We start from the raw sequence: 25,360 nt of genomic DNA on the forward strand, positions 1-25,360 counted from the left end.
CAACGGGCATCCGACAATTCCGAAGGCGGGGAAGGGGTGCATCATGCCCGTGAGAGGGGTCGTTCGCGCGCTCGCCCTGGTGGCCGTGGCCGCCCTGCTGGCCTCGACACCGGTCGCGGCCGGCACCATCCGGGTGGGCCAGATCACCGACGTCGGCGGGATCGATGACAAGAGCTTCAACGCGACCGCGTGGCGGGGCATCCAGCAGGCCATCGAGGAGCTCGGTATCGAGGGCCGCTACCTGGAGTCCCAGCAGCAGACCGACTACATCAAGAACATCCAGGAGTTCGTCACCCAGCGCTACGACCTGATCGTGACGGTCGGCTTCCTGCTCGGCGATGCGACCAAGGAGATGGCTGAGCGGCATCCCGACCGCAAGTTCGCCATCCTGGACTTCAGCTACGAGCCGCCGCTTCCCAACGTCCTGGGCATGGTCTTCGCGACCGACGAGGCCGCCTTCCTGGCGGGCTACGTGGCCGCGGCCATGACCAAGACCGGTACGGTCGCCACCTTCGGTGGCCTTCCCATCCCGCCGGTCACCATCTTCATGGAGGGCTTCGAGGCCGGTATCAAGTACTACAACCAGGTCAAGGGGACCCGAGTCCGCCTCCTCGGGTGGAATAGCCAGACCCAGCGCGGCGTCTTCGCCGGCAACTTCGAGAGCACCGACGACGGGCGGCGGATCGCCGAGTCCTTCTTCGACGAGGGCGCGGACATCGTCATGCCCGTGGCGGGGCCCGTGGGGCTCGGCTCGGCAGCAGCCGCCCGCGACCGCGGCGCCATGATCATCGGCGTCGACACCGACTGGTACGTCAGCGCCCCCGAGTTCGCCGGCACCTACCTGACGAGCGTGGTCAAGCGGATGGACGTGGCGGTCTATGACGCGGTCAAGATGGTACTGGAGGGCCGGTTCGAGGGCGGCACCTACGTAGGGACCCTGGCCAACGGCGGCGTCGACATCGCCCCGTACCACGAGTACGAGGAGAAGGTGCCCGCCTGGCTCAAGGCCGAGGTCGAGCAGGTCCGCCAGAAGATCATCGACGGCGAGATCGACATCCGCGCCATCCTCGCCGGGCGCTGATGACCCAGAGCAGGGAGGCCGGCTTCGGGAGACGAGCGCCCGAGCCGGCTCTCCCGCGTCCGAGGCGGATGCGAGCCGTGCAGGACGGAGCAGCTTCGTGAGCAGACCGTTGTTGCAGCTGCGGGGCATCGTCAAGCGCTTCCCCGGCGTCGTGGCCAACGACGGCGTGGATCTGGAGCTGTACCCGGGCGAGATCCTGGCCCTGCTGGGCGAAAACGGCGCCGGCAAGACGACCTTGATGAACCTCGCCTACGGGCTGCTCCAGCCCGACGCCGGCGAGATCCGGGTGGATGGGCGGCCGGTCGTCTTCCGCAGTCCGGCGGACGCCATGGCCGCCGGGATCGGGATGGTGCACCAGCACTTCATGCTGGTGCCGGTCATGACGGTGGCCGAAAACGTCGTGCTCGGCGCGGAGCCCGTGCGGGCCCGCTTCGTGGTGGACCTCGCCCGGGCGGCACGAGACGTGGAGGCCATCTCCCGCCGGTTTCGCTTCGAGGTGGATCCGACGGCTCGGGTCGGGGATCTGCCCGTCGGCGTCCAGCAGCGGGTCGAGATCATCAAGGTGCTGTACCGACGCGCCCGCGTCCTCATCCTGGACGAGCCCACCGCGGTCCTGACCCCCCAGGAGGTCGACGAGCTCTTCCACATCCTGCGGGGTCTGACCCAGGCGGGGCATGCCGTGGTCTTCATCACCCACAAGCTCAAGGAGGCCCTCGCGATCGCCGACCGCATCATGGTGTTGCGGCAGGGGCGCGTGGTGGGCGCCACGACCCCCGCCCAGACCGATGAAGCCGAGCTGGCCGCCATGATGGTGGGGCATGGGGTGTCGCTGGAGCTCGACAAGGCGCCGCCCCGGCCCCAGGAGCCGGCACTCGAGGTGGAGGGGCTGTGGGTCGTCGACGACCGGGGCCTGCCGGCGGTGCGAGGGGTGGATCTCCAGGTCCGGGCCGGGGAGATCGTCGGCATCGCAGGGGTGCAGGGCAACGGCCAGACCGAGTTGATGGAGGCCCTGATGGGGCTGCGGCCCATCGCTGCCGGGCACGTGCGGGTGCTGGGGCAGTCCCTGACGCGCATGAGCGTGCGTCGGCTCACCGAGATGGGGGTCGCCTACATCCCGGAGGACCGGCAGCGCGACGGCCTCATCCTGCCGTTTCCCGTCTATGAGAATCTCTTCCTCAACGGATACCACCGGCCCCCCGCGGCCCGGCGGGGGACGTTGCGGCTCGACGTCCTGCGTCGCAAGGCCGAGGAGCTGGTGCGGGCCTTCGACATCCGAGCGGCTTCGGTGGACGTCCCGGTGCGCACCCTCTCGGGCGGCAACCAGCAAAAGGTGATCATCGCCCGGGAGTTCTCGCGCCCGCTGAGACTCCTGCTGGCCTCGCAGCCGACGAGGGGACTCGACGTCGCTTCGGTGGAGTACATCCACCGGCGCATCCTCGAGCGGCGCGACGAGGGTGCAGCCGTCGTCGTGGTCTCGACCGAGCTGGAGGAGATCCTGGCCCTGAGCGATCGAATCGCGGTCATGTACAGGGGTCGTATCGTGGCGCTGGAGGAGCGGGAGCGCTTCGATCGGCACCGCCTGGGCCTCTTGATGGCAGGGAGCGCGGCATGAGCGAGCGGATCCGGGCCATGGCGCGAGCCGCGGCCATCCCCCTGCTGGCGGTCGCCACGGGGCTGGTGGCCGGCGCGCTCATCGTGGTGGTCACCGACGTGGAGGTCATCCGGGCCTGGGGGCGGGTGGTGCAGGATCCAGGCCATGCGCTGGCCGCCACGTGGCGCAGCATCGCCACGGCGTACGGCGCCCTCTTCGAGGGGTCGCTGGGTTCGGCCTACGCCATCTCCGAGAGCCTGGTCACCACCACCCCGTACATCTTCGCCGGTCTGGCGGTGGCGCTGGGCTTCCGGGCAGGACTCTTCAACATCGGGGTCGAGGGCCAGCTCTTCATGGGTGCCCTGGCTTCGGTGTGGATCGGCTACTCGGTCAAGGGGCTCGGTGCCTGGCTCCACCTGCCCCTGGCCCTGCTGGCGGGGGCCGCGGCCGGTGCGGCCTGGGCGGCCATCCCAGGCTACCTCAAGGCCCGCACGGGAGCCCACGAGGTCGTCAACACCATCATGATGAACTACATCGCCTTTCGTCTCAGCGACTGGCTGCTCAACGGCCCCATGAAGCGCCCCGGTCCCGGTGGCATGCCCGGCTTCGTCCCCATCAGTCCGGAGGTGCTGCCGAGCGCCTACCTGCCGCGCCTGTTCGAGCCGCCCCTGCGATTTCACGTCGGCTTCTTCCTCGCGCTGGCCCTGGCGGTGGGGGTATGGTGGCTGCTGTGGCGCACGCCGCTGGGCTTCGAGATGCGCAGCGTCGGCGCCAACCCCGACGCTGCCCGGACGGCCGGCATGGCCGTGGGCCGCACCTACGTGGTCGCCATGGCCCTGAGCGGTGCGCTGGCGGGCCTGGCGGGGGCCAACCAGGTGCTGGGCGTCGACCGCTGGCTCGGGCAGGGCTTCTCGCCTGGCTACGGCTTCGACAGCATCGCCCTCGCCCTGCTGGGAGGCAGCCACCCCGGTGGGGTCGTACTGGCCTCGCTGCTCTTCGGCACGTTGCGCAGCGGAGCCACCCGCATGCAGTCGGTGGCCGGCATCCCCATCGACATCATCACCATCCTGCAGGCCCTGATCCTGGCCTTCGTCGCCGCACCGGCCCTGGTGCGGGCACTGTACCGGATCCGAGGCGAGACGGCGGCCGGGCCGGTACTGACGAGGGGATGGGGCAGGGGATGAGCGGGTTGCGGCGACGGCCTCAGACGGGGGCAGGCGCGGGGGCGGCGGCTACTGCGGCCCGGGCGCAGGCCCTGGTCGTGCCCACCGGCCGGCGCAGCGTCGCGCCTGCCGTGGTAGGTCTCGGGCTGGCGCTGGCCATCGTCGTCTTGTTTGGGCTTGGCACGCCGTGGGGGGAGGTCTCGGTCTTCGGGCTCAACGCCGGCCTCCGGGCGGCCTGGCAGCTGCCGGACCTGGTGGTGCCCTCGGCCCTGGGGATCTACCTGGCGGCCCTGGTGGCAGCGGCGGTAGGCGCCGCTTACCTGCGGTGGCCCCGTCTCAAGGGCGGCACCACCGTTGCGCTCGCCGTCACGGCTCTGGTCGTGGCCTTCCTGGTCTGGGCGGTGCAGGGGCAGTCGCTCAACCTGGTGGGCATGCTGCGCAGCACGCTCCTGCGGGCGACTCCCATCGCCCTGGCCGCCTTGAGCGGAGTGCTGTGCGAGCGGGCCGGGGTCATCAACATCGCCATCGAGGGCATGATGCTGACCAGTGCCCTGACCGCCGTGGTCAGTGCCAGCGTGACCGGGAGCCTCGTGACCGGCATGCTGGTGGCCGTGTTGACGGGCGGTCTGCTGGCCCTGGTGCACGGGGCGCTCTCCATCCGCTACCGGGTCGACCAGATCGTCAGCGGCACCGTCATCAACATCTTCGCCACGGGCCTCACCAGCTACCTGTCGGCCCGCTTCCTCGAGCGGTTCGCGCACCTCAACCGCTCCGGCACCCTGCCGGTGGTGGCCATCCCAGGCCTGGCCGATATCCCCATCATCGGGCCGGTCCTCTTCCAGCAGAGCGTCATCGTCTACGTGATGCTGGCCCTGGTCATCGCCGTACACGTGCTGCTCTTCAAGTCCCGCTTCGGGCTGCGGATGCGGGCGGTGGGCGAGCACCCCCGCGCGGCCGACACGCTGGGTATCGACGTCTGGCGCACCCGCTACCTCAGCGTGCTGTTGGGCGGCATGGCGGCCGGCGTCGGCGGCGCCTACTTCACCATCGGCTCGGTCGGGCGCTTCGACGAGGTGATGACGGGCGGGCGGGGGTTCATCGGATTGGCCGCCATGATCTTCGGCAACTGGACGCCCGGTGGTGCCTTCGCCTCGTCGCTCATCTTCGGCTTCGCCGACTCCCTGCAGATCCGCATGCAGATCCTGCAGACGCCCATCCCATCCGAGTTCTTGCTGATGGCGCCCTACGTGGCCACCATCGTGGCGCTGTCGGGAGTCGTGGGGCGGGTGTCGCCGCCGGCGGCCGACGGTCAGCCTTACGAGAAGTAGCGGGGCCGCCCGGTCGGCTGGCAGGCACGGAAACAACTCACCGCCATACTCGCCTCCGGCCCGGCCCAAGACTAGAGCCGGGTGAAGGAGGTGACGAGCCCGTGGCCCTGGGGCAGAAGCGCAACCGCCCGCTGGTGCTGGACGCGGCCCGCAGCCTGCAGCAGTTCAAGTACGAGGTGGCCAACGATCTGGGCGTCCAGGTGCCTCAGTCCGACTACTGGGGCGACATGCCGTCCCGGGTGACCGGCGCGGTCGGGGGGCACATGGTCCGCCGGATGATCGCCGCAGCCGAGCAGGCCCTGATCGAGCAGGCGGCGGCCGGCGTGCGAGCCGGGTTCCAGCAGGCCCTGCAGGTTCCCAACCCCCTCAACGTCCAGAATCCGGCGCAACCCACCCAGACCACCCGCTGAGGTCGCGCCGGCTCTCGATGCCGTGCTAGAGCGCAGCCCCCGCCGGGTCTGACGGCGGGGTGGCTGCGCGTCGGAGCAGGGGAGCGCTCAGGGCTCGCGGCGGATGGGAAGTCGACGGCGTCGCCCGGCCTTCCTGGGCAGGCGAAGTTGCAGGACCCCTCCTCGGAAGGTGGCGTCGGCCCGATCGAGATCGACCTCCGCCGGCAACGGTACCGTTCGCACGAAGGAGCCGAAGTGGCGCTCCTGTCGGTAGATGCCGCCATCGTGGTGCTCCCGGGTCCGTCGCACCTCTCCCTGGATGACCAGGTGGTGGTCGGTCAGCTCCACCCTGACGTCGTCAGGGTCGACCCCCGGCAGCTCGGCCTCGACGACGACCTCGTCGCCCTCCTCGTACAGGTCCACCGGCGGGTAGGCGGCCTCCCAGCGGTCCGACATGGCCCCCTCCCAGAGCGGCCGCCAGACAGCAGGCCACGACGAGGCCCAGGGCGACGAGGGCACCAGCTCCCAGGGCAGTAAGGGTCTACGTCGGCCATCCACGCGGGCCTCACCTCCTCGACCAACGACTCTATCCATAGCTTCTCCCCAGGTATGGAGAGGAGGATGCGCCCGAGCGGCGAACCATCCAGGGCACCCCCACGACAGCGGAGGAGCCGGTGACGTGGAGGACCCTGGTGCAGGGACCAGGGGCGAGAGGTCGCCGACATGACGGCATGGGACGACGTGTCGCCGCCGGGAGGGCCTTCCGTCGCCCCGCCGGGTCGCGTGGTGTCCCACGCGGGCACGGCATGGGTGGTCCTGGCGGCCGGCATGGGCACGCGCATGCGATCCAGCCATCCCAAGGTACTTCACCACCTTTGCGGCCGGCCCATGGGCGCGTTCTTCCTCCAGGAGGCGCGGCGCTGGCAGCCCGGTCAGCTGGTGGTCGTCACGGGGCACCAGGCGGCCCGGGTCGAGCAGGAGCTGGGCGCATGGGCCCAACGGCTCGGGGTAGCGGTCCGCTTCGTCCGCCAGGAGCCCCAGCGGGGCACCGGTGATGCGGTGCGGCGGGCGATGAGGGCGCTGGACCCCCGGGTGGACGAGGTGGCGGTCTCCTATGCGGACGTGCCGATGCTGTCGGCGGGGACCGTGGTCGAGCTGGTGTCGCAGAGGCGCCGGCGGGACGCGGCGCTGGCCATCCTGACGGCGATGCTCGACGACCCGACGGGGTACGGCCGGGTGTTGCGCGCCCCGGACGAGCCCGATCGCGTGACGGGCGTCGTGGAGGAACGGGATGCCTCCCCCGAGCAGCGGGCCATCCGGGAGACCAACGCGGGGGTCTACGCCTTTCGCCGCGACGCCCTCGAGGCCGCGCTGGAGGCGCTGCGCCCCGACAACGCGCAAGGCGAGTACTACCTGACGGATACCGTGGGCTGGCTCGCCTCCAGGGGCGAGCGGGTGGTGGCCGTGCCGGTTGCCGATCCCCTGGAGATCACGGGAGTCAACGACCGGCGCCAGTTGCGCGAGCTGGAGCGGACCCTGTGCCACCGGGTGGGTGAACGGCTGCTGGCGTCGGGAGTCACGCTGCGGGGTGGGGCCGATCCTCTGCTGGATCCGTGGGTGGAGGTGGGGCCGGACAGCGTGGTCGACGCCACTGCATCGCTCTTGGGCACGACTCGGGTCGGGCGAGGCTGCGAGATTGGGCCGGGGGCCGTCCTGGTAGACTGTCAACTGGGAGACGACGTGAGCGTCGAAGGCGTGCGCCTCGTGGCGTGCAGAGTGGGCAACGGGGCCACCATCGGCCCTGGCGCGTGGATTCCCCCTGGCAGTGTCATCGCGGCGGGTGCCCGCATCGGGAGCGTGGCGCCCCGTGCGACCTATCGTAGAGGGGGCGTTTGAGGGCATGTTGGAGAATGCCAGCCTGGTGCCCCGGTTGGACCACCATCACAAGCGCCTTCGCATCTTCACGGGCAACGCCAATCCTCAACTGGCGCGGGACGTGGCGGCCTGCCTGGGCGTCGACCTGGGGGCGGCGCACATCGGACGCTTCCGCGACGGCGAGGTCAACGTCCGGATCCTGGAGAGCGTGCGAGGGGCCCACGTCTTCATCATCCAGCCCACGTTTCCCCCTGCCGACAACCTGATGGAGCTTTTGGTGATGGTGGACGCGATGCGGCGGGCCTCCGCCGCCGAGGTGGCCGCGGTCATCCCCTACTACGGCTACGCCCGCCAGGACCGCAAGATGCAGGCACGGGACCCCATCTCGGCCAAGTTGGTCGCCAACCTGCTGGTAGCCGCTGGCGCGGACCGCGTCCTGACCATCGACCTCCATGCTGGCCAGATTCAGGGCTTCTTCGACATCCCGGTGGACAACCTCAAGGCCCTGCCCATCCTGGCCGACTACTTCGCCTCGTTGCACTTGCCGTCGCCCGTGGTGGTGGCGCCCGACGTGGGCGGCGTGGTGCGAGCCCGGGAGCTGGCCGAGAGGCTGGGCTGCGGGCTGGCCATCTGCGACAAGCGACGCCCCGAGCCCAACGTCGCCGAGGTGATGCACGTCATCGGCGACGTGGAGGGGCACACGGCCATCCTCGTGGATGATATCATCGACACCGGCGGTACCCTCGCGCAGGCAGCTGCGGCCCTGATGGAGGAGGGGGCGCAGGCGGTCTACGCGTGCTCGACGCATGGTGTCTTCTCGCCCGGCGCGGCCGAGCGGCTGGCCCGCGCGCCCATCGTCGAGCTGGTGGTGACCGACACCATACCGGTGGCGGGCCGGTTCGCCTTCGATCGGCTGCGGGTCCTCTCCGTGGCCCCCTTGCTGGCCGAGGCGATCCGCAGCATCTTCACCGAGGAGTCCGTGAGCCGGCTCTTTGCCAATCCGGCCCCTGCAGGAGAGCGAGCGGAGGTGCGATAGGTGGCGGACGAACTCCAGATCGCTGTAGCGGCTCGTAAGACGACCGGCAAGGGCGCCGCGCGCCAGCTCCGTCGCCAGGGCTGGGTACCCGGCAGCCTCTACGGGCCGTCGGTCTCCCGGACGGTGCAGGTGCGTCGCAGCGAGCTCGAGCGACTGCTCAAGGTGCCCGGCGCCCGTACCCGTCTGGTGCGGCTGGTGGTGCAGGACGGCCAGCCGGCAGGCGAGAGCTACTCGGTCTTGATCAAAGAGGTCCAGCGGGATCCGGTGGCACTGGATCCCCTGCACGTGGACTTCTACGCGGTGCCGATGGATCGCCCGGTGCGGGCCACGGTGCCGGTCCTGCTGGAGGGCGTCGAGACGCTCGAGCGGAGGGGCCTGGTGCCCGCCGTCGGGGAGCGGGAGGTGGAGGTGGAGTGCCTGCCCACCGCCATCCCGCGCTACTTCACGGTCGACGTCGCTGCGCTCGAGGACGGCGACTCGCTCACGGTGGCCGATCTCCAGGTGCCCGAGGGCGTGCAGGTCCTGACCGACCCGGAGACCATACTGGTCTCCGCCGTGGCCACCCGGGAGCAGGCCGGGGAGACGGCGGCGCCCGCTGCCACCCCGGCGGAGCCGGAGCGCATCACCCGGGCCCGCAAGGCCGCTGAAGAGGAAGAGGAGGCGCAGTAGGCGCCTGCCCCGATGGTGGGCGACTCGACGCGACGCCAGGGTGCCAGCGCGTATCGCCTGGTGGTGGGGCTCGGCAACCCGGGGGAGCGCTACCGGGCGACGCGGCATAACGCGGGCTTCCGCGCGCTGGACCATCTGGTGCGGCGGCTCGATGGGTACGGGCCGGTCGAGATGTGCCGTGCCCGGGTGCTTCGCGCCCGCAGCGACGACATCGAGTGGATCCTGGCCTACCCGCTCACGTACATGAACGCGAGCGGCGAGGCCGTGGCCTGCCTGGTGCGCCGGCTGTCGCTGCAGCTCGATGAGATCCTCGTCATCTACGACGACATGGCCCTTCCCCCCGGCCGCATACGGGTACGGGGCAAGGGGTCCAGCGGCGCGCACAAGGGCATGCAGTCCATCATCGATCACCTGGGCACCGATCGCATCGCGCGGGTGCGCATCGGCATCGGCGAGCCGCCGCCGGGCGTGGCCGGGGCCGAGTGGGTCCTGCAGGTACCGGACCCGGAGGAGGCGGCGCGGCTCGCCGAGGCGGCGCGGCTCGCCGCCGAGGCCGCGGAGGTGTGGGGGCGGCTGGGCGTCCAAGCCGCCATGAACCGGTATAATGCCACGACGGCCGCAGCGGACGGAGGGCGGCCGCAGACGACTTGAGACGGATCACGGCCCGGCGGACGCCTCGTGCCATCCGACGGGTCCGAGCCCGAGGAGCGAGGGAGATCGACGGCCGACCGTGCCCCCGGGGGCGGGGGCCGGCCGGCTTGGAGCGCGTCGAGGGGTGACCGCATGCAGCTGACCGGACTCGTGGAGCTGGTGAGAGGCCTCGATGCCGTCCAGGAGCTGGCCCAGGCCATCGCCCGTGGCCCGGCGCAGCGGATGATCGTGGGAGCCGAGGGTTCCCAGCGCAGCGCCCTGGTGGCCGCGCTCTTCGCCGAGCTGGCCAGCCGACCCGAGGGGCCGAGGCCCATCCTGATCGTGGCCCCTCACCGGCAAGCGGCGGAGCGGTGGTACGAGGACCTGCATCCCATGCTGGGGGAGGAGCGGGTCGGGTACTTCCCGTCGCTGGAGACGCTGCCCCACGAGGAGGTCACGCCGTCGGTCGAGCTCCTGGGGCGACGGATCGACGCGCTGATGCGCCTCGCCGGCGCCGGCCGTCCGCCCTCCGTGGTCGTCGCCGAGGCGGTGGCCGTCGTCGAGCGGACCATCCCGGCGGAGGTGTGGCGGGAGTTCGTCCGGCCTCTCTCGGTGGGGCAGCAGGTCGACCTCCAGGTCGTGGCGCGTCGCCTCACCGCAGCCGGTTACGAGCGGCGAGCCAGGGTGGAGGGACCGGGCCAGATGAGCGTCAGGGGGGACATCCTCGACGTCTTTCCCCCCGACCGCGAGCAGGCCCTGCGGATCGAGTGGTTCGGGGACGAGGTCGAGTCGATCCGGACGCTCGACGTCGACAGCCAGCGCTCCTTCGGGCAGCTGGAGCAGGTCACCATCGCCCCCGCGCGCGAGCTGCTCCTGACGGACGAGGCCCTGCTGCGAGGCGTGGAGGCCATCGAGTCCAGCGCCCGCCGTCAAGCCGACCGGCTGCGCTCGGCGGGGCGCCGGCAAGAGGCGCGGCGTCTCGAGGAGCGCATCGCCGCTCACCTGGAACGCCTGTCGCAGACGGGCCACGCGGAGGGAGCCGACCAGTATCGCCCTCTCTTCTATCCGGACTCTCCTCTGCTACCGGCCTTCATGACGTCCGGGGTGGTCGTCCTCGACGAGCCGGCCCGCCTCAAGGAGCGGATCCAGACGGCCTGGACGGAGTGGGCCGCGCTCTTCGAGGGCCTGCTCGAGCGCGGGCGCGTGCTGCCGGAGGAGGCGGGATGCTTCGGCTGGTGGGAGGAGCTGTTGCAGGCGAGCCGCCGTCACCCTCTGCTCCTGCTCTCCCTGCTGGCGCGGCGGGTGGAGGGCGTGGAGCCCGATGGCATCCACCCGATCCAGGGCCGCTCCGCCGATCCGTTTCACGGTAACTGGCAGCTGCTGGCCGACGAGCTGAGGGCCCGTCAGAAGCTGCGCTACCGCATCCTGCTGGCGTTGCAGAGCGAGAGCCGGGCGGAGCGAGCGCGCGAGGCGCTGCTCAACGAGTCGGTCCTGGCGGTGGTGGCCCCGCGGGTCGACGGCCAGCTCAAACCTGGCAACGTGGTGGTGGTGCCGGCGCGGCTGACCTCGGGCTTCGAGTGGGACGACCTGCGCCTGGTGGTCCTCACCGACACGGAGGTCTTCGGCAAGCAGGCCCGACCGCGGCGTGCCCGCACCGCCCCGCGCCCGGAGGCCGGTGCTCGCATCTCGGACTACCTGGAGCTGCGCGAAGGCGACTACGTGGTGCACGTCAACCACGGTATCGGCCGCTACCGCGGCGTCAAGACCATGGAGGTGGGCGGCGTCCGCCGGGACTACCTGGTGGTGGAGTACGCCGGGGAGGACCGGCTCTACGTCCCCACGGACCAGGTGCACCTGCTCCAGCGCTACATCGGCAGCGACGACGCCCCGCCCAGGCTCAACAAGCTGGGTGGGGTCGAGTGGGCCCGGGTCAAGAGGCGCGTCCGCGAGTCGGTGCGCGAGATGGCGGAGTCGCTGCTGCAGCTCTACGCGGAGCGCCAGGCCCAGCCGGGCCACGCCTTCTCCCCCGACACACCGTGGCAGCAGGAGTTCGAGGACGCCTTCCCCTTCGAGGAGACGCCCGATCAACTGCGCGCCGCCGAGGAGGTCAAGGCCGACATGGAGCGGCCCCGGCCCATGGACCGGCTCCTGGTCGGCGACGTGGGCTACGGCAAGACCGAGGTGGCCATGCGGGCGGCCTTCAAGGCGGTGGCCGACGGACGGCAGGTCGCGGTGCTGGTGCCCACCACCATCCTGGCCCAGCAGCACCACCGGACCTTCTCGGAGCGCATGGCGCGCTACCCGATCCGCATCGAGATGCTGTCGCGCTTCCAGACGTCGGCCGAACAGGCGAGGGTGCTGGACGGGCTCCGCACCGGCGCCGTCGACATCGTCATCGGTACCCACCGACTGCTCTCCAAGGACGTGCAGTTCAAGAGCCTGGGCCTGGTCATCGTCGATGAGGAGCAGCGCTTCGGGGTGGTGCAGAAGGAGAGGCTCAAGGAGTTGCGCCGCACGGTGGACGTGCTGACCATGACCGCCACGCCCATCCCCCGCACCCTCCACATGGCCCTGTCGGGGCTGCGTGACATGAGCGTCATCGAGACCCCCCCAGAAGGGCGCTACCCCGTGCGAACCTATGTCGTAGAGTACCAGGACGACCTGATCCGGGATGCCATCGCCCGGGAGATGGGGCGGGGCGGGCAGGTCTACTTCGTCTACAACCGTGTCCAGAGCATCGACCGGATGGCCGCCCACCTGGGGCAGCTGGTGCCCGACGCCCGCATCGCCGTGGCTCATGGCCAGATGGACGAGGAACACCTGGAGAAGGTGATGCTGGAGTTCTTGAACCGTGAGCACGACGTGCTGGTCTGCACCACCATCATCGAGGCGGGCATGGACATCGGCAACGTCAACACCCTCATCGTCTACGACGCGGACCGCTTCGGCCTGGCCCAGCTGTATCAGCTGCGGGGGCGTGTCGGCCGCAGCAACCGGGTGGCGTACGCGTACTTCACCTATCGGCGGGAGAAGGTGTTGAGCGAGGACGCCGAGCGGCGCCTGCAGGCCATCAAGGAGTTCACCGAGCTGGGTTCGGGTTTCAAGATCGCCCTGCGGGATCTGGAGATCCGGGGAGCCGGCAACCTCCTGGGGCCCGAGCAGCACGGGCACATCGCGGCGGTCGGCTTTCAACTCTACTGCCGGTTGCTGGAGGAGGCGGTCAACGAGGTCAAGGGGCAGGTGGTGCAGAAGCCGCCGGAGCCCGCGCTGGACCTGCCGGTCGACGCCTACCTGCCCGACGACTACGTGCCCGACACGGCCCAGAAGGTGGAGCTGTACCGTCGGATCGCCGTCGCCTCGTCGCCCGAGGAGCTGGAGTCGCTGGCCGTGGAGATGGAGGACCGCTTCGGGAGGATGCCGCCCGCCGTCCACAACCTGCTGCAGGTGGCACGCCTGAAGCTGGTGGCTCAGGAGGCAGGGGTGGGCTCCATCGGCATGGAGCGGGATCGGGTGGTGGTCAAGGCGTGGCCCGGGCTCTACCTCCCGGCCGATGGGCTGGCCCGAGCGGCGGCGGAGTTGCGTGGGCGAGTCGTGTACCGTCCGGGACGGACCGATACGGTATGGATGCGTCGAATGGGATTGAGTGACGGGCAATTGCTGGAGGCGCTGCGTCAGCTGCTCCAACGCATCCGGGATGCGTGGGCGGGTACGCCCGGGCCCCGGCAAGAGGTAGCGGGTGCACGAAGGAGCCAGTAGCGCCCGGCGGCGTCAAGCCGGGGCTGGCGAGCCTGGCGCCGTTCGTATAGGCGAGATCTCGCCGCCGTATACTACGGCCGGGCAGGGAAAGAAACTCGAGGCAGCATCCTCGATTCGTCGACCATGCCGGGATCGGGCCCTGCGGCGGAGCCGGACGGGCTCGATGTGGAGGGGTGCTAAGTGAAGGCAACGGGGATCGTCCGGCGCATCGACGACCTCGGACGTGTGGTGATTCCCAAGGAGATCCGTCGCACCCTGCGCATCCGCGAGGGAGACCCGCTGGAGATCTTCGTCGACCGTGAGGGCGAGGTCATCCTCAAGAAGTACTCGCCCATCGGCGAGCTGGGGGAGTTCGCCCAGGAGTACGCCGACTCTCTCTACGAGACCACGGGCCACGTGGCCATCATCACCGATCGGGACGCGGTCGTCGCGGTGGCCGGCGCCCCCAAGAAGCAATGGATGGACAAGCCCGTCACCCCTGCCGTCGAGCGGGTCATGGAGGGACGCAAGCCGGTGCTCTTCCCCCGGCCGGGCGAGACCCGCATCACCCCCGAGGGAGAAGAGGAGGAGCGCTGGGACTTCACCTCGATGGTGGTCGCCCCCATCGTGGCCGAGGGAGACCCCATCGGGGCCGTCATCCTGGGCACCCGAGAGCCCGACAAGAAGGTCGGCGAGCTGGAGTTGAAGCTGGCCGAGACGGCGGCTGGTTTCCTGGCCAAGCAGATGGAGCAGTGAGCGGGCGGCCGCCGAGGCCGCCCGCCGGCATCCTAGCGGCGGGGCACCCGGTAAGGGTCGCCGGGTGAGACGGGGATGGCCACCTCCACCAGCTCCTCGCCCGGCTTGACCAATCCCAGCACCGCACGGGCCCTCGACTCGATGGCCTCCGGCGTGGAGGCCCGGCCGAGGGCCTCTTCGATGGCACGATTGGCTCGTCGCTGGGCCTCCAGGGCCGCCTCCAGCGCGCGGATCTCCTGGTGGATCCGAAACGTCTTCCATGCGACGCCGCCGAACGAGGCCAGCGCGCCGAGCAGCACCAGCACGAGGATGCGCCGCAGAGCCGTGGGTGTCAGCCGATAGCGCCGGCCTCTCAAGTCGATGACCAACGCGAAGGCCTCCCTACCTCGCGAGGCCCGGACGCAGCGGCCGGTACGCCCGGAGTGAAGGCTCCCTTCGAGTCGGGGCCGGCCATTCCCTGCTGGACGGCCTCGGCTAGCGCGCCCCCCACGGGCGGCTGCGGCGCGCCAGCCACCACCACGTCCCGGCCAGCGCTCGCAGCACGGCTCCGATTCCCGTCCCGGTCATCCAGACCAGGCGCACCACACGCGGGCTCAGGGTGAGCCGGTAACCTGCCACGCCCGCTATCAATCCCACCAGGGTGCTGGCGTGCAGCTGGGCTCCGTCCGCGACCAGCAGCAGGGCGAAGGCGATGGGCCCCAGCATCGAGACGAACAGCAGGTCCGACACCAGGAGAAACTCGTAGCGCCGCAGTCCGACCACGGCCCGGCCGGCCGCGTAGAGATCCCACAGGAACGCCAGGGCCAGGCCGACCAGCGCGACGCGGCCGGCCGCGGCCAGCTGGCTCGCCACCGAGAGCAGCACGGCTGCATACGACCCCCAATCCCGCGAGACGCTCCCCATGCTATGGGAGGCCGGGGCGGGGGGTGACGGTCAGCGGACCAGGCGGCTCAGGAAACCCCGTGCCTTGCGGGCCGGTGACTCCTGGGCATACTCCAGGCTGTGGATGGTCCCGTTGATGCCCATGGTGCCCGCCTCGACGTCGAGGGCCATTATCTGCATCCCCTCGCCTCGCACCACCAGGACCCCGGCGTCGGTGTGGAGCACCATCAGGCTCTCGTCGAAGCTCTCGACGCTGACGATGCCCTGCAGCTCCAGCTGCTGGCGTCCCCGGAGGGCCAGCTGATGGCGGACGACCTGGGCCGGCGTCTGCCCCCGTTCGGCCCGTTCGGCCACCGGTGCGCACCTCCGGGGGCATGTATATGCGGGGACGTCACCAGAGTTTTTCGATGCGGGTGCCGGGGTAGAAGGTCTGGACGATGGCCTGGGGCGTGCGCCCCTGGCGCGCCATGAGCAGTGCGTCCCATTGACTGAGTCCTACGCCGTGGCCGGAGCCCGTGCCCGCCACCACCAGCCGCCTGCCGCCGAACTCGAACGTGGAGGCCAGGGTGGAGCGCATCCGGTCCGCTCCCACCGCCAGCCGGAACTGGTTGCCCGTCAGCGTCCGCCGCCCCGACTCCCCGATCACCTCCACCTCGGTGATCCGTTGGGTGGGGCCACGTGCGGCGACGCGCACCTGCTGGATGGTGCCCACGTCGACACCGGCCGAGGCCAGCGCCTGGCGCAGCTCCGGCTCGGTCAACTCGACTCTCCACGACTTGAACTGGTCCGGCACCAGGGGATTGTCGGGCAGCTTGACGGGCCGCAGGTACGGCTCGTCGACCTCCTGCAACCCCAGCCCCTCCCGGGGCGTGGTGGTCTGTCCCCCGCTGTACGCATGGAACCACGCGCGCACGTATCGGCCGTCGTAGGTCAGCACCTGGCCGCGCGTGGCGTCGACCGCCCGGCGGATGGCGTCGCTGATCTTGCTGGGGTTGTAGGCCTGGGCCTCTTCGGGGTCGGTGGAAAGGTCCGTGCCGTGCAGCGACCGGGTCCCTCCCCTGGCCATGAACTCCAGGGTGAAGGTGCGCGCCAGGATGGCCTGCGCGGCGTAGGCTCTCTCCGGCCAGTTCTCCCACATCTCGCCGGCCACGACGCCAGCCACGTACTCCTCGATGGGCAGCTCCTTGCGCTCGCCGGTCTCCTTGACGAAGAGAGAGACGGTGGGCTCCCGCTCGAACCGCTGGACCCTGGAAGCGGGTGGCAACGACCCGGAGTCGGACCGCTCCCCGGGAAAGCCCGACAGGTAGAAGACGAGACCCGCGGCGACGAGCAGGCCGAGGGTCGTCAGCACGGCGGCGCGTCGTCTCGACGTCATCGACGGCGGTGCTCCTCTCCAGCCCGGTGAGCCTGGAAGGCTCTCTTGCGGCCCTTAGTCTGGCGTGGCGACGGGGGCGTTACTCGCCCGCGGGGAGCCTTGTAGACGGGCGGCGCCAGGACTAAGATGACCAGGACGGGAGGAAGGCCAGGCGATGCGGATCGTCGTGGTCGGGCTCGGCCCCGGGCCGGCGGACCTGTTGACGGTGCGGGCGGAGCGGATCCTGCGGGAGGCCAGGCGCCTGTTCTTGCGCACGCGGCACCACCCCATGGCCGAGACCCTGCGCGCGTGGGGGGTGTCGTTCGACACCTTCGATGCGTACTACGAGAGCTACCCCACCTTCGAGGAGGTCTACCGGGCCATGGCGACGCGGCTGCTGGAGGAGGCGAGGCAGGTGGCCGCCGATCCTGTCGTCTACGCCGTGCCAGGCCACCCGACCGTCGCCGAGCGCAGCGTCACCTGCCTGGTGGAGATGGCCCGGCGGCAGGGCGAGGAGATCGACCTCGAGCTGGTGCCCAGCCCGAGCGGCGTGGAGGCCGTCTGGTCGGTGCTGGGGATGGACCCGATGACGGCGGGTGTGGCCCTGCTCGATGCGCACCAGCTGGCCGCCTCCGCGGGGGTGGACGCGGAGCTGCCGCCGCCGTCTGGCGCGGCCTGGGAGCGCCGGCGCGGGTATCTGGTGCTCCAGCTCGACTCCAAGCTCGTGGCGGCCCAGGTCAAGGCGGTGCTGGGTCGCAGCCGGGGCGACGAGCAGCCCGTGGTTCTGGTGCGGGCTGCCGGCACGGAGCGGGCCGAGGTGCGATGGCTGCCCCTGCACGCCATCGACCGCCTCCCGAGCTACGACCATGAGACCAGCCTCTACGTCCCACCGGCCGAGGCCCCCGAGGCGGCGGGTGCGGGCGAGGGCATCGAGGTGCTGGCGCGCATCATGGCACGCTTGAGGGCGCCGGACGGCTGTCCGTGGGACCGCCGCCAGACTCCCGAGAGCTTGCGTCGCTACATCGTCGAGGAGGCCTACGAGGTCTGCGAGGCCATCGAGTCGGGCGACGCCGAGGCGCTGCGGGAGGAGCTGGGCGACCTCCTGCTGCAGGTGCTCTTCCAGGCGCAGATCGCCGACGAGGAGGGGCGGTTCGACCTGGCCGGGGTCGAGCGGGCGCTGCACGACAAGCTGGTGCGCCGCCATCCCCACGTCTTCGGCGAGGCTCGCGTCAAGGACGCAGCCGAGGTATTGCAGCGCTGGGAGGCCATCAAACAGGAGGAACGGCGCCAGGATCAGCAGGCGGGGGGCACGGCCAAGGGAGAGGATCGCTCCAGCCTGATGGCCGGGGTGACGACGGGGCTGCCGTCGCTGGCCTTCGCCGAGACGGTCCAGCGGCGGGCGGCCACGGTGGGGTTCGAGTGGCCCGACATCGCCGGCGCGGGGCGCAAGGCGGTGGAGGAGGCCCGTGAGCTCCGCGAGGCCTGGAGCGAGCAGGACCGTGAGGCGGTGCACCGCGAGATGGGGGACCTACTCTTCGCCATCGTCAACGTGGCGCGCTACATGCGGGTGGACCCGGAGCTGGCGTTGCGAGACGCCACGCGCCGGTTCATGGCCCGGTTCCGGCGCATCGAGAGCCTGGCCCGGCAGGAGGGCCGAGCCCTCTCGCAGATGAGCCTGGAGGAGATGGATGCCCTGTGGGAGAAGGCCAAGGCGCAGGATCAAGGGGGGTCGACGCGAGCCGTCTCGAACGACGGCGGAATACGCAGCAGTTAATCGATTCCATACGGCGCAGAGCCCGTATTGACAGGCATTTTGGCCTCTCATATAATCGGTTTGCCCGTGCAGACCCTTGCGGGCGATGTCAAACGACGGGGAGGATCAGCCTCGCGCATGGCCGTTGAGGTCGGCAGCATCGTCGAGGGGAAGGTCACCGGGATTACCCATTTCGGTGCGTTCGTGGAGCTGCCTGGCGGTCAGACTGGACTCGTTCACATCTCGGAGATCGCGGACACCTACGTACGGGATGTACGGGACTACCTGACGGAAAACCAGGTGGTCAAGGTCAAGGTCATCAACGTGGCCAACGGGAGGATCGGGCTCTCCATCCGGCAGGTCTACGGACCTCCGCAGCGCTCCGGCGGTCGGCCACCCCGCGGACGCAACACCTCCTTCGAGGAGAAGCTGGCGCGGTTTTTGAAGGAGAGCGAGCAGCGGCAACAGGATCTCAAGCGCAGCGTCGAGTCCAAGCGGGGGGGTCGCGGCAGCCGCCGGTCGTGAGTCGCGTACCGGCGAGAGATCGGTGAGCTGAGCATCGAGATCGTCATGCGAGACGGAGGCGGTCGGGCGATCCACCCGACCGCCTCTTGCGTCGCGCGAGCGCCGCCCCCACGCAGCCGGGAATGCTGAGGAGGGGAGCGAGCATGGTCGCGACGGGCCCGTGGCCGCCCTGGTGGGAGTCTCCCAGCGACTCGGACCTGGCGGCCGTCCAGGCCCAGCTGGGCCGCCATCCGCAGGGCATGGTGGCGGTGGCGGCCCGATGTCGGTTCGGGCGGCCGACGGTGGTGGTGACGGCCCCGGTCGTCGATGGGCGGGCAGGTCGGCCGGAGCCCTTTCCCACCACGTTTTGGCTGACCTGTCCCTACCTGGTCGAGGCCGTCAGCCGCCTCGAGTCGACGGGCTGGATCGCCCGGATCTCCCAGGCGATCAAGGCGGACCCCGCGGCCCGGCAGGCGTTGCGAGCCGCCCACGAGGGGGCGGCCCGGCTGCGATCGTCACTGCTCACCCGGGAGATGACACGACGGCTCGAGAGGCTCTCCCCGGCTGCCGTCCAGCGGCTGGCCCAGGTGGGGGTGGCTGGCAGCCGCCAGCGGGAGGCGGTCAAGTGCCTGCACGCGCATCTGGCCGACCACCTGGGGCGTTCCGGCAATCCGGTGGGTCGGCGCGTGGCGGCCTTGCTGGCGGAGAGGGGAGTATGGTTGAGCGGCTCGCCGGCGTGCGCCAGCGAATACGCGCGGCTATCGGCCGAGGGCCGTTGCTTGCAGGTCGATGCGCCTGCTCCTTACAATCGAGGTGACCTCTCCGACGCTCGATCGTGACGCTGGCTGTGCCGGGGTGGCGAAACGGCAGACGCGGGGGACTTAAACTCCTCTGGGCCGGCGAGGCCCGTGCGGGTTCGAATCCCGCCCCCGGCACCACCGACCGACGGCAATCGGCGCTCGCCTCTCGGGGGGACGGCGGTGCTCTCGCAGTCCAAGGAGGATTACCTGGCCGCCATTTACCGCACCCAGCAGGACGGCGAGAAGGGCTCGACCGGCGCCATCGCGGCCAGGCTCGGGGTGTCGGCGGCCTCGGCGACGGCGATGTTTCAGCGCCTGGCCGCCGAAGGCCTGGTGGAGTACCGGGAGTACGCCGGGGTGACCCTCACTCCCGAGGGAGAGCGTCTGGCCCTTGACGTCATCCGCCGCCATCGCCTGGCCGAGCGCTTCTTGACGGACGTGCTCGAGATCCCTTGGGACAGGGTGGACGCCATGGCCCACCGGATGGAGCACGCGCTGCCCAAGGAGGTCATCGAGGGCTTCGACCGGCTGCTGGGAGGCCCGTCGACCTGTCCGCACGGCTACCCCATCCCCACCCCCGACGGGCGGGTCGCCGATGTGTCGGTGAGGCCCCTGGTCGAGATGCAGGCCGGGGAGGCCGCGTCGGTGGTCCGGGTGCGCGAGGACGACCCGGAGCTGCTGCGCTACCTGCGGGAGTGCGGCCTGGTACCGGGGGCGAGGGTGGAGGTGACGGCCACCCGCCCCTTCCAGGAGCCCATCCATCTGAAGGTGGACGGCGCCGAGCGGATCGTCGGGCATCAGGTCGCCCAGGCCGTCTACGTGGGTGCTGGCTCGGCTTGACGGGACGCCTGGGAGGGTGTATATGTAAGGGGTGCCTGCCGGTCTTCGACGGGCCGGGCGGCGGCTGACGCGGGGTGGAGCAGCCTGGTAGCTCGTCGGGCTCATAACCCGAAGGTTGCAGGTTCGAATCCTGCCCCCGCAACCAACCTGGCGGCGTAGCTCAGTTGGTTAGAGCACGCGGTTCATACCCGCGGAGTCGCTGGTTCGAGTCCAGCCGCCGCTACCATCAGGATCGACGAGCCGTCCGGCCCGGTACAGGATGAGCCGGCAGGCCTGTCGGTGCGCCAGTAGCTCAATTGGTAGAGCAGCGGACTCTTAATCCGCGGGTTCGGGGTTCGAGTCCCTGCTGGCGCACCATTTCTCTTTCGTCTCCACCCTTCCCGGCGTACCGTCGACACCTCTCCTCGATTTCCCGTGCGTTGCGGCCGATGGCACCCCCAGGACGCGCCCGTCCCGCGTCGAAGAGGCTGGGGTGTGGGAAAGGGGGAGGACGTCGCGTGCTTCGCAGATGGGTGGGTGTGGCGCTGGCGAGCGCTCTGGCGCTGGCCGTGATGCCGGCACCGCAGGCAGCGGCCCAAAGTGGCGCCTGGAGCTGGCACCTGAGCGCAGGTGCCGTCTCGGCCGACCGGATCGGCTTCACGGGGGCGCTGTGGGCCGGCTCGCCCGCCTTCGAGGAGCTCTTCATCCGAGCCGGGCTGACCGCGATCGGCGAGCGCACGATCCCGGATGGCGGCATCGTCTATCTGCTGACGCCGGTCGCGCCCGACCTCGGCGCCCGCTTCCCCAACCTCGACCCCTACGTGGCGGCCATGCTGGCCCATGAGAGCGGCAGGGGCGTGGGGCTGTACGCCGCCGCCGGCGGGACCTACCGGCTGGCGCCGCGCACGTGGGGCTGGAGCGAGCTGCGCTTCGGCCGGGGGCTTGGCATCGTGGTCGGTCTCGGCTTCAGCTTCTGAGCCGCGCCTCAGGGGGCCGGGGGCGATCCGGCCGGGCCTGCCCCGCATGGGGCGGGCCCACCCGTTGCCGGAGCCGCTGCCACAGCCATGGCAGCTGGCGCAGGGCGACGGCCATCATGACCGCGCCGGCGGCCGCCATTCGGTCGTACGGCAGCCGGGCCCACAGCATGGCACCGAGGCCGATGGGGAAGGCCACCACCCCGACCAAAGGCACCCACCGCCCCGCCAGCGCGGCCACCACGCCGAGTGCATAGGCGGGCAGCATCTGGGGCCAGGCCAGCCAGAGCAGGGCGCCCGTCGCCGGCGCGAGGCCGCGGCCGCCTCTGAATCGGCGGTGGAGCGGCCAGTTGTGCCCCGCCACGGGTGCCACGGCCGCCAGGGCCAGCCATCCGCCGCGCAGCCCCCACGCTTCGGCCGCCGCCACCGGGAGGGCTCCCTTGGCGATGTCCAGCAAGATGACCGGCACGGCCCAGCGGGGGCCCGCCAGCCGCCACGTGCCCGCCCCACCCGGGTTGTCACCCAGTTCGTCGGGTGCGTGGCCCGTCCGGCGGCGCACGATCCAGTCGGCCGGCAGCACGCAGCCCAACAGATAGCCTCCGGCGACGATGAGCCACTCCATCTCGCACCTGTCGCCCCCCTCGGTCGCCAGGTTAAACTGTACCAGCCACGAGGGGAGGTCGCCCCCGATGAGCGCGACGCCCGCGACGCGCCGCCCCAACCGTCTCATCGGCAGCACGAGTCCCTATCTTCGACAACATGCCCATCAGCCGGTCGACTGGTATCCGTGGGGGCCCGAGGCCCTGCAGCGGGCCGTGCGGGAGGATCGCCCCATCTTGCTCAGCGTGGGCTACAGTGCCTGCCACTGGTGTCACGTGATGGCCCACGAGTCCTTCGAGGACCCCGAGCTGGCGCGCCGGATGAACGACCTCTTCGTCTGCATCAAAGTGGACCGCGAGGAGCGGCCCGACATCGACCAGGTCTACCAGACGGCCTGCCAGATCCTGACGGGCCAGGGGGGCTGGCCCCTCACCGTCTTCCTGACGCCGGATCTGCTGCCCTACTACGCCGGGACCTACTTTCCGCCCCGGCCGCGCCTGGGGCGGCCGGGCTTCGGCCAGGTGCTGGAGGCCTGCGCCCGCGCCTATCGGGAGCGTCGCGAGGAGGTGCGCCAGCAGGCACAACGGCTGGCGCGGGCCGTCCAGGAGGTGCTGGACCCGACGGCCGCCCTGGCGGAGCGGCGCGCCGGCCCCGATGCCGGGCCCGGGCCCACCAGCCAGGCGCTGGTGGCCGCGGCCGACGCCCTGCTCCATCAGGCCGACGCGGAGGCCGGGGGCTTCGGTGGGGCCCCCAAGTTCCCCCATGCGACGGGGCTGGCGTTGCTGGAGCGGGTGGCCTGGCGGTTCGGGCATGCCGCGGCCCGGGAGCACCTGCTGCTCACCCTCGAGCGCATGGCGCTGGGCGGGCTCTTCGACCAGGTGGGGGGCGGCTTCCACCGCTACACGGTGGACCGATGGTGGCAGGTGCCCCACTTCGAGAAGATGCTCTACGACAATGCCCTGCTGGTCCCGCTCTACGTGAGGGCGGGCCGGGGGCCTCGGCCGGACCTGTTGCGGGTGGCGGCCGCCGCGTTGGACTTCATGCTGGAGACGATGCGCCTGCCGGACGGGGGCTTCGCCTGCTCCCTCGACGCCGACTCGCCGGGCCCGGACGGGCGCCCGCAGGAGGGCTACTACTATCGATGGAGTCCGGAGCAGGTGCGCGAGGCGGTCGGGGACGCCGCCCTCTCGGAGGAGGTGTGCAGGGCCTTCGGCATCGGTCCGGGAGCCGGCGACGCCTTCGAGCGACGGGCGCCGGATGGGCCGCCGGGATGGAGCGAAGAGGCCCTCACCGTCGTCGGCCACGTGCCGGGGCTGCCTCGACCGGAATTCGGCCGTCTTCGGCACGCCCTGGCCCGCATGAAGGCCTACCGCGAGCGGAGCCGGCGGCCCCCGGCTCGTGACGACAAGGTGCTGACCGGCTGGCACGCCCTGGCCATCTCGGCCCTGGTGGCGGGCTGGCAGGGCGGGGCCGGCGGGGAGCCGGAGCGGTACCGGCAGGCGGCGGAGGCAGGGTGGGCGTTCTTGTGCGAGCGGCTACAAGACGGGTCGCATGGCCTGCTTCACGTGCCCCCGGATGGGGAGCGCGTCGTGCCGGCCTTCGCCGACGACTACGCCTTCGCCATCCACGCGGCCCTGGACCTCTTCCGGTGCACGCAGGAGCGCCGGTACCTGGAGGAGGCCGTACAGCTGGCCGAGCAGGCCGAGCACCGGTTGGCGCGCGAGGGAGTGTACCTCACCAGCTCGGAGGCCCACGCATCGCCCCTGGCCCGCGCCGTCGACATCTGGGATCAGGCCACGCCTTCGCCCAATGCCGCCATGGCCTCCGCCCACGCCCGGCTCGCAGCTTGCCTCGACGATCCGACATACCTGGAGCGGGGCCTGCGCGTCATCGAGATGGCCTGGCCGGTCATGCGGCAGCACGTCTCGGGCACGGCTGGGCTGTGGCGCGCCCTCGACGACCTGGACGGCGGCATGGCCTTCGTCAGCGTGCAGGCACCCCGCCTCGAGGCCGTGCGAGAGGCGTTGCGGCGGCTCCTGAGGCTGCCGCATCCGGCCCTGGACGTCCGCTGGGTGCCGGACCCCGGCGAGGTGCGCTGGCAGCTCTGCCTCGGCACCCGGTGCCTGGCGCCCGAGCGGGACAGCACCGCGCTACTGCGCTGGTTGGAGCCGCAGCAGGGCGGGGCGGGAGAGCGGCCCTAGGAGCGGTGGCCCAGCGGGGGCAGGGAACGGCGATAGAGCTCGGCCAGCTCCTCCGGGGTCGACTCCCGGGGGTTGTTGGCCACCGCGCCCTGCATGGAGCGCAATGTGTCGTCGACCAACACCGCCACGTCGGCGTCCTGCACCCCCAGCTCCTGGAGGCCCCAGGTCGCCCCGGTCTCCTGCAGCAGCTCCTCGACGGCCACGATGGCGAGCCGGGCGGCCTCCTGGACCGGGAGACCGGCGGTCTGCTGGCCCAAGAGCTCGGCGATGCGGGCGAAGCGCTCCAGCCGAGCCGGCAGGTTGAAGGCCATGACGGCCGGTGCCAGCGCGGCGAGCCCCTCGCCGTGGACGGCACCGTGCCGGCCGCTCACCGGGTGCTCCAGGCCATGGATGAGGCCCACGCCGGCCTGGTCGATGGCGATGCCGGCCAGCGTGTCGGCCACGGCCATGCCTGCTCGGGCCTCCATGTCCGAGCCGTCTCTCACCGCCCGGACCAGGTAGCGGCGCACCAGGCGCATGCCCTCCTCGGCCAGGATGTCGCTGAAGGGCGAGGCACGCCGCCCTACGTAGGGCTCGATGCACTGAAACAGGACGTCGAGGCCGGTGGCGCGGGTGACGGCCACGGGCATGGAGGCCAGCAGCTCCACGTCGACCACGGCCTCCTTGGGGTACATCAGCGGGTGCCAGATGCCCAGCTTCTCCCGCCCCTCGGGGTGCGTGACGACGGCGGTGGCGTTGACGTGGCTGCCGGTGCCGGAGGTGGTCGGCACGGCCAGGACGGGCAGGGCCCCGGTCGGGCGCCGCCGCGTGGGGCCGTGGATGGGGGCGTACTCCCAGGCGCTCCCGCCGCTACGGACCAGGACGGCGATGAGCTTGGCCGTGTCCATGGCGCTGCCGCCGCCCAGGCCGACGATCACATCGGCCCCGACCTGGCGAGCGTGGCGGGCCCCCTGGTCCACCGTGGAGGCCTCGGGATTGGGCGTGACCCCGTCCCAGACCTCGACCTCGAGGCCGGCCCGCCGCAGGGAGCCCAGCACCCGATCGAGGGCACCCGTGCGACGCGCCGCGTGCCGCCCGGTCACCACCAGGGCCCGGGCGCCGTGCGGCCGGGCCAGCTCGCCCACCCGATCCACGGCACCAGGCCCCATGTGGAGGCGGACGGGCGCGTGAAAGGAGATGGCTCGTCGCCAGTCCAGAGCCCCGTCCATCATCTCGCCTGC

The 25,360-nt window shown here is 71.1% G+C and carries 24 protein-coding genes and 4 tRNA genes; 21 read left to right on the forward strand and 7 right to left on the reverse strand.

Annotated elements, in window-relative coordinates; translation table 11 throughout:
- The first annotated feature begins 43 nt into the window (after positions 1-43).
- The 5 genes from VLY81_RS00840 to VLY81_RS00860 all read left to right on the forward strand — a co-directional run bounded on the left by VLY81_RS00840 (position 44) and on the right by VLY81_RS00860 (position 5,573).
- Entirely contained in the window at positions 44-1,081 is a 1,038-nt protein-coding gene (locus VLY81_RS00840) for a BMP family lipoprotein (protein ID WP_324669124.1), read from the forward strand.
- 97 nt (positions 1,082-1,178) lie between these two features.
- Entirely contained in the window at positions 1,179-2,693 is a 1,515-nt protein-coding gene (locus tag VLY81_RS00845) for an ABC transporter ATP-binding protein (protein ID WP_324669125.1), read from the forward strand.
- Positions 2,690-3,856 carry an ABC transporter permease gene (locus tag VLY81_RS00850; RefSeq protein WP_324669126.1) on the forward strand — a complete coding sequence of 389 codons (1,167 nt, stop codon included), beginning with the start codon at positions 2,690-2,692 and terminating at the stop codon, positions 3,854-3,856. Before VLY81_RS00845 ends, VLY81_RS00850 begins: the two co-directional genes overlap by 4 nt.
- Positions 3,853-5,163 (forward strand): ABC transporter permease, encoded by a 1,311-nt coding sequence (locus VLY81_RS00855; RefSeq protein ID WP_324669127.1) that lies wholly within the window; start codon positions 3,853-3,855, stop codon positions 5,161-5,163. The genes VLY81_RS00850 and VLY81_RS00855 overlap by 4 nt, the downstream gene beginning before the upstream one ends.
- Before the next feature lie 101 nt (positions 5,164-5,264).
- Positions 5,265-5,573, forward strand: a complete 309-nt coding sequence (locus VLY81_RS00860; protein ID WP_324669128.1) for an alpha/beta-type small acid-soluble spore protein — start codon at positions 5,265-5,267, stop codon at positions 5,571-5,573.
- 87 nt (positions 5,574-5,660) lie between these two features.
- On the opposite strand, the gene VLY81_RS00865 is transcribed toward VLY81_RS00860, so the two are convergent.
- A complete protein-coding gene (locus VLY81_RS00865; RefSeq protein ID WP_324669129.1) occupies positions 5,661-6,008 on the reverse strand; it encodes an Hsp20/alpha crystallin family protein in 348 nt (115 codons plus the stop codon).
- Between the two features lie 267 nt (positions 6,009-6,275).
- On the opposite strand from VLY81_RS00865, the gene VLY81_RS00870 reads away from it, so the two are divergent.
- The 6 genes from VLY81_RS00870 to spoVT all read left to right on the forward strand — a co-directional run bounded on the left by VLY81_RS00870 (position 6,276) and on the right by spoVT (position 14,253).
- Positions 6,276-7,448, forward strand: coding sequence for an NTP transferase domain-containing protein (locus tag VLY81_RS00870; RefSeq protein WP_324669130.1), 1,173 nt, complete (start codon positions 6,276-6,278; stop codon positions 7,446-7,448).
- A 4-nt stretch (positions 7,449-7,452) separates the two neighbouring features.
- Positions 7,453-8,463, forward strand: coding sequence for a ribose-phosphate diphosphokinase (locus tag VLY81_RS00875; RefSeq protein WP_324669131.1), 1,011 nt, complete (start codon positions 7,453-7,455; stop codon positions 8,461-8,463).
- The gene (locus VLY81_RS00880; protein WP_324669132.1) at positions 8,464-9,132 is read left to right on the forward strand and encodes a 50S ribosomal protein L25; all 669 of its coding nucleotides are present in this window, start codon (positions 8,464-8,466) and stop codon (positions 9,130-9,132) included. It begins immediately after the preceding gene.
- 12 nt (positions 9,133-9,144) lie between these two features.
- Positions 9,145-9,783: an aminoacyl-tRNA hydrolase gene (pth, locus tag VLY81_RS00885; protein WP_324669133.1), complete on the forward strand. Its 639-nt coding sequence runs from the start codon at positions 9,145-9,147 to the stop codon at positions 9,781-9,783.
- A gap of 132 nt (positions 9,784-9,915) precedes the next feature.
- On the forward strand, positions 9,916-13,518 hold the full coding sequence (gene mfd / locus VLY81_RS00890) for a transcription-repair coupling factor (protein WP_324669134.1): 3,603 nt from the start codon (positions 9,916-9,918) through the stop codon (positions 13,516-13,518).
- Positions 13,519-13,698: 180 nt separating this feature from the next.
- Positions 13,699-14,253 (forward strand): stage V sporulation protein T, encoded by a 555-nt coding sequence (spoVT, locus tag VLY81_RS00895; RefSeq protein WP_324669135.1) that lies wholly within the window; start codon positions 13,699-13,701, stop codon positions 14,251-14,253.
- A gap of 32 nt (positions 14,254-14,285) precedes the next feature.
- Here spoVT and VLY81_RS00900 read toward each other — a convergent pair whose 3' ends face one another.
- The 4 genes from VLY81_RS00900 to VLY81_RS00915 form a co-directional block, all read right to left on the reverse strand.
- Positions 14,286-14,621, reverse strand: a complete 336-nt coding sequence (locus VLY81_RS00900) for an FtsB family cell division protein (RefSeq protein ID WP_324669137.1) — start codon at positions 14,619-14,621, stop codon at positions 14,286-14,288.
- Between the two features lie 106 nt (positions 14,622-14,727).
- Positions 14,728-15,117, reverse strand: a complete 390-nt coding sequence (gene yabQ / locus VLY81_RS00905; protein WP_324669138.1) for a spore cortex biosynthesis protein YabQ — start codon at positions 15,115-15,117, stop codon at positions 14,728-14,730.
- A gap of 69 nt (positions 15,118-15,186) precedes the next feature.
- Positions 15,187-15,489, reverse strand: coding sequence for a sporulation protein YabP (gene yabP / locus VLY81_RS00910; protein WP_324669139.1), 303 nt, complete (start codon positions 15,487-15,489; stop codon positions 15,187-15,189).
- 37 nt (positions 15,490-15,526) lie between these two features.
- On the reverse strand, positions 15,527-16,510 hold the full coding sequence (locus VLY81_RS00915; RefSeq protein WP_324669140.1) for a SpoIID/LytB domain-containing protein: 984 nt from the start codon (positions 16,508-16,510) through the stop codon (positions 15,527-15,529).
- A 154-nt stretch (positions 16,511-16,664) separates the two neighbouring features.
- On the opposite strand from VLY81_RS00915, the gene mazG reads away from it, so the two are divergent.
- From mazG to VLY81_RS00960, 9 genes are all read left to right on the forward strand, one after another.
- Entirely contained in the window at positions 16,665-18,263 is a 1,599-nt protein-coding gene (mazG, locus tag VLY81_RS00920; protein ID WP_324669141.1) for a nucleoside triphosphate pyrophosphohydrolase, read from the forward strand.
- Between the two features lie 117 nt (positions 18,264-18,380).
- The gene (locus VLY81_RS00925; RefSeq protein ID WP_324669142.1) at positions 18,381-18,767 is read left to right on the forward strand and encodes a S1 RNA-binding domain-containing protein; all 387 of its coding nucleotides are present in this window, start codon (positions 18,381-18,383) and stop codon (positions 18,765-18,767) included.
- A 143-nt stretch (positions 18,768-18,910) separates the two neighbouring features.
- Complete coding sequence (locus VLY81_RS00930; RefSeq protein ID WP_324669143.1) at positions 18,911-19,585, forward strand: DUF501 domain-containing protein; 675 nt, start codon at positions 18,911-18,913, stop codon at positions 19,583-19,585.
- Positions 19,586-19,595: 10 nt separating this feature from the next.
- A tRNA-Leu gene (locus VLY81_RS00935) sits at positions 19,596-19,684 on the forward strand.
- Positions 19,685-19,726: 42 nt separating this feature from the next.
- Positions 19,727-20,386 (forward strand): metal-dependent transcriptional regulator, encoded by a 660-nt coding sequence (locus tag VLY81_RS00940; RefSeq protein WP_324669145.1) that lies wholly within the window; start codon positions 19,727-19,729, stop codon positions 20,384-20,386.
- A gap of 68 nt (positions 20,387-20,454) precedes the next feature.
- A tRNA-Met gene (locus VLY81_RS00945) sits at positions 20,455-20,531 on the forward strand.
- Between the two features lie 4 nt (positions 20,532-20,535).
- Positions 20,536-20,612: transfer RNA gene (locus tag VLY81_RS00950), tRNA-Met, on the forward strand.
- Positions 20,613-20,667: 55 nt separating this feature from the next.
- Positions 20,668-20,743, forward strand: a tRNA-Lys gene (locus tag VLY81_RS00955).
- A gap of 140 nt (positions 20,744-20,883) precedes the next feature.
- Positions 20,884-21,342, forward strand: a complete 459-nt coding sequence (locus VLY81_RS00960) for a hypothetical protein (RefSeq protein WP_324669146.1) — start codon at positions 20,884-20,886, stop codon at positions 21,340-21,342.
- Here VLY81_RS00960 and VLY81_RS00965 read toward each other — a convergent pair.
- Positions 21,332-22,069, reverse strand: coding sequence for a glycerol-3-phosphate acyltransferase (locus VLY81_RS00965; protein ID WP_324669147.1), 738 nt, complete (start codon positions 22,067-22,069; stop codon positions 21,332-21,334). The two genes, VLY81_RS00960 and VLY81_RS00965, sit on opposite strands and share 11 nt — an antisense overlap.
- On the opposite strand from VLY81_RS00965, the gene VLY81_RS00970 reads away from it, so the two are divergent.
- On the forward strand, positions 22,029-24,140 hold the full coding sequence (locus tag VLY81_RS00970) for a thioredoxin domain-containing protein (protein WP_324669148.1): 2,112 nt from the start codon (positions 22,029-22,031) through the stop codon (positions 24,138-24,140). The genes VLY81_RS00965 and VLY81_RS00970 overlap by 41 nt on opposite strands.
- Here VLY81_RS00970 and VLY81_RS00975 read toward each other — a convergent pair.
- On the reverse strand, positions 24,137-25,351 hold the full coding sequence (locus VLY81_RS00975; RefSeq protein ID WP_324669149.1) for an iron-containing alcohol dehydrogenase: 1,215 nt from the start codon (positions 25,349-25,351) through the stop codon (positions 24,137-24,139). The two genes, VLY81_RS00970 and VLY81_RS00975, sit on opposite strands and share 4 nt — an antisense overlap.
- Positions 25,352-25,360 lie beyond the last annotated feature (9 nt).

The organism is Limnochorda sp. LNt (genome assembly GCF_035593265.1).
GTDB lineage: Bacteria > Bacillota > Limnochordia > Limnochordales > Geochordaceae > Geochorda > Geochorda subterranea.